The organism is Dulcicalothrix desertica PCC 7102 (assembly GCF_003991905.1).
In the GTDB taxonomy this organism is placed as follows: Bacteria; Cyanobacteriota; Cyanobacteriia; order Cyanobacteriales; family Nostocaceae; genus Dulcicalothrix; species Dulcicalothrix desertica.
In genome coordinates, this window is the sequence record NZ_RSCL01000005.1 from 373,601 (window position 1) to 376,909 (window position 3,309).

Below are 3,309 nucleotides of genomic sequence, written 5' to 3' on the forward strand. Positions count from 1 at the left end.
GAGTTTGGGCTGGAAGTTAACTATTAAAGGTTGGGAGCAAACATGAACGAACAACAAAAAGTATTACTTAAACAATGGGTTGAAGCTTTACGTAGTGGTAAATATAAAAAAGATACGTGTCAGTTAAAAACTAGTAATGGATATTGTTGTATGGGTGTAGCTGTTGTGGTGCATCCAGAATGGAAAATATCAAATACAAAAAAACGATACAACGATGAAATTGAAAAAATAGTGGGTTATGAAAACGAATTTCCCCCGGTAGAAATGATAAAAGATTTTGGTTTAAACATTGAGTTTGTTAGAAAATTGATTCGCATGAATGATATTGAGCTTTTACCTTTTAATCAAATAGCTGATTACATTGAAAAGGAATTACTGAGTAATGAATAAAAAGTATTACAGAAGTTATTTAGTGAGAATAACAAAAGAAGACTTACCTCAAATAGTACCGTGTCCTCAATTTTTAGATGCCCAATGGATAAAAACAGCGTGTCAATTAGGTATAGAGGCAGAGTTAGAAGTTTTAACTAACTGCTTAAATTGGGGAACTCAAGCAGTTGTATTTAATAAACACGCCACTAAAATGACGTGCAACTTTAAAAACGGTGAGGTTGCTTATGGTAACTTCTGTGTAGTGTTGCTAGGGCACAAAGGGAGAGAGTTAAACATTAATGATTTTCGTGGTTTGACTTCTATTGATATGGCACAAATTACATTAAGGGAATTGAAACTAATATGAAAAGCCAGAATGTTTGCACAATTGTATTAAAGTTAAATATCGAAACTAAGGAAGCTAAAGTAACTGGCACTGATATTTATTTTGGTAGTGATGAATGGAATTTTTTGATGAAATATAACGGTTACTTTTCTCTTTATTGCAGAAATGAACAAATAAACTTCTCTAATACCACTACAGGTGTATACGCATATTACAAAGGTAAAAAGAAATATGTAACAAGGTTTTTTGAGCAATTAACCATTAATAAATTGATTGAAATTACTGGAGAGATAGTAGGATGATTAAGTTAGAGATTGACGTTCAGAACGCTATTCGGTTTAGAGATTTTCTTGAAATGCAACAAGCAGATAACGAGTTTATAGCTTTGATTGATGCTTTTATCCCTCAATTAGTTAATGCAGCTAATGCAAAATCAAATTACATTGAAGTACCTTTGTTTTTTCAAGAATTTCAACAATTAATTTATTTTCTTGAAAGCATTGATACAACATACATGCATATCATTGAGCGGATTGTACATGGTAAGTGGAGTAAGTTTTTGAATGAACTAGACGAAGGTTTAAATAAATGGTTGGTTGATAACACTTACTCTAGAGGGGAAAAGGAAACTTAAAAAGATGATTGCTGTAATAACTAAATAATGCGGTTGTTAAATTACAGCAATAGAAATAAGTAGCCACGAGTAAAACATTTAGGAATAACTCAAATGATTGTAGAAAATTTTGATTTAAGCAATGCTTACAAGTTTTGTGATTATCTAATATCACATAAAGCTAATAACAATAAAGATGCCATTTACATAAAGTCATTTGCTTATTATGTAGCACAATGCAAAAATTACAATCGGAATAAATTAGTAATTGGCATGACTACCGAACAGTTTGAACACTTGCTATTGCTACTAAATAACTTTGACAAAAATGTAATGGCAGAAGTGAGTGAACGAGTGCAAGGTGATTGGAGTAAAGTTTTGAGTGAGTTAGGAGTGGCAAAATGAATGTATATATTTATCTAGAATATGAAAACATCAGAAAGTTAAGGTCATTTATCAAGCGTAGAAACAATCATGAAAGATTTGAAAAAATCTTGTATAAGTTTGACCAAGGTACTTACAATGCCGCAATAGATGAAACTAATTACTCTAAAATTGAATTTACTAAAAAAGAACATGATGAATTGAAGTTAGCTTTTGAGGTAATTCCAGATTATGAGGGGCAAATAGCCGCAATAGCAACTTATGGGAATTGGAATAGATTGATGAGACAAGTTACTATGTGGAGGGCAAAATGATTGAACGTTCCATGAACATTGATAATGCAGAAAAATTTTGCAAGTATCTTCTAACTCACCAGATTAATAAACCGATAGGTAACGCAATTTTAAGCTTAATAGGTAGCATTCAAGCTTCTAGGCTCAAAGACACGTCACTTGTAAAGCTTTACTTACCCGATGACACTTTTAACAAGCTAACCAATTATCTATCAAGTATCAATAAAGGTGAGATGCAAATGGTAGAACGTAGTGTACAAGGTAACTGGCAGTTGTTTTTAGACGAATTAACTGATGACCCCGATATTCCTTTTTAAGTAATTCAGTAGTACTAGTGTAAATAAGCAATAAAAAAGGAGGTATGGTTAACCTCCTTTTATTTTTATTTATTGGATTGAATCGTTAGGTTTATCGACATGCCAGTATTTGGCGAGTAACCAATGTGTCTCTGTTGCGTATTTTTTGATTAAATAAATTGACCAAATTTTATCAAGCAACTGTTTTTCGGGCATTGTCATAGTGCGGTACATGTCATAAAAAGCTTGTGCGCTATCACTTTCGATTCTAAATACTCTAGGTGACATCCAATTAGCATTTATATCAATCAGCCTACCGATAATTGCTTTTTCAATTACTGATGGGTGGTTGAAAGTGTTAACAGCACAGAATAAATCGGCGCCGTCAAGTACATCTGCTAGGCAATGCTTTGACTCATTGGACATAAAGCCTAGATTCCAGATGCGTGTTGGGTAAGGCATAAAGGCTACTAGGTTATCAACCCAATTTACTTTGTACTTCTCGTTACCTGCGGGTTTGATACCGTAAAGCTTCGCAAGCACTTGTAACTCTAGGATGTTAGCTGCGAGATAGTGCGAACGCCCTAGCTTTGCCGATTCCAAATCGTTCATAATATAAGTTGTCATGGTACTGTTTCCGTGATAGGTAGGTAGGGATGAGTCGGTCAAACTTGTATCCCTACCTTCTTTTATGTAAGTATATGTTCACGTATACATTCAAGCATTCGTTACAAAACTTCACAATGCCATTACCCAAAAAGGACAACCCATTAACAAAACACATAGGGGTAAGAGTAACACCTGAGATGCATAGCGCGCTTAAAGCTATTCCTGACTATCAAGAAAAACTCCGAGAATTAATACAGCAGCTAATTAATAGTCAAGAGAAAGAAAAAGGGTGATAGGTTGGTAGTCCCACATGGTTCAAGTTGGTAAATTCAGGCGCCGTATTTTGATAGAGTAGGTAGTTATAAAAAAAGATGCCATGATTGATGGCATCAATGA

Annotated in this window: 9 protein-coding genes; 8 read left to right on the forward strand and 1 reads right to left on the reverse strand. The window is 33.8% G+C overall.

Features of this window, described 5'->3' with window-relative positions:
• The first annotated feature begins 42 nt into the window (after positions 1–42).
• The 7 genes from DSM106972_RS13050 (at position 43) to DSM106972_RS13080 (ending at position 2,325) form a co-directional block, all read left to right on the forward strand.
• Entirely contained in the window at positions 43–390 is a 348-nt protein-coding gene (locus DSM106972_RS13050) for a hypothetical protein (protein ID WP_127081111.1), read from the forward strand.
• Positions 391–412: 22 nt separating this feature from the next.
• Entirely contained in the window at positions 413–739 is a 327-nt protein-coding gene (locus tag DSM106972_RS13055; protein ID WP_127081112.1) for a hypothetical protein, read from the forward strand.
• Positions 736–1,020: a hypothetical protein gene (locus DSM106972_RS13060; RefSeq protein ID WP_127081113.1), complete on the forward strand. Its 285-nt coding sequence runs from the start codon at positions 736–738 to the stop codon at positions 1,018–1,020. Before DSM106972_RS13055 ends, DSM106972_RS13060 begins: the two co-directional genes overlap by 4 nt.
• Positions 1,017–1,352 carry a hypothetical protein gene (locus tag DSM106972_RS13065; RefSeq protein WP_127081114.1) on the forward strand — a complete coding sequence of 112 codons (336 nt, stop codon included), beginning with the start codon at positions 1,017–1,019 and terminating at the stop codon, positions 1,350–1,352. The genes DSM106972_RS13060 and DSM106972_RS13065 overlap by 4 nt, the downstream gene beginning before the upstream one ends.
• A 93-nt stretch (positions 1,353–1,445) precedes the next feature.
• Complete coding sequence (locus DSM106972_RS13070) at positions 1,446–1,736, forward strand: hypothetical protein (protein WP_127081115.1); 291 nt, start codon at positions 1,446–1,448, stop codon at positions 1,734–1,736.
• Positions 1,733–2,029 (forward strand): hypothetical protein, encoded by a 297-nt coding sequence (locus DSM106972_RS13075; protein ID WP_127081116.1) that lies wholly within the window; start codon positions 1,733–1,735, stop codon positions 2,027–2,029. Before DSM106972_RS13070 ends, DSM106972_RS13075 begins: the two co-directional genes overlap by 4 nt.
• On the forward strand, positions 2,026–2,325 hold the full coding sequence (locus DSM106972_RS13080; RefSeq protein ID WP_127081117.1) for a hypothetical protein: 300 nt from the start codon (positions 2,026–2,028) through the stop codon (positions 2,323–2,325). Before DSM106972_RS13075 ends, DSM106972_RS13080 begins: the two co-directional genes overlap by 4 nt.
• Positions 2,326–2,394: 69 nt before the next feature.
• On the opposite strand, the gene DSM106972_RS13085 is transcribed toward DSM106972_RS13080, so the two are convergent.
• The gene (locus DSM106972_RS13085; RefSeq protein ID WP_127081118.1) at positions 2,395–2,931 is read right to left on the reverse strand and encodes a hypothetical protein; all 537 of its coding nucleotides are present in this window, start codon (positions 2,929–2,931) and stop codon (positions 2,395–2,397) included.
• A gap of 116 nt (positions 2,932–3,047) precedes the next feature.
• Here DSM106972_RS13085 and DSM106972_RS51360 point away from each other — a divergent pair, with 116 nt between their 5' ends.
• Positions 3,048–3,206, forward strand: a complete 159-nt coding sequence (locus DSM106972_RS51360; protein ID WP_158632815.1) for a hypothetical protein — start codon at positions 3,048–3,050, stop codon at positions 3,204–3,206.
• Positions 3,207–3,309 lie beyond the last annotated feature (103 nt).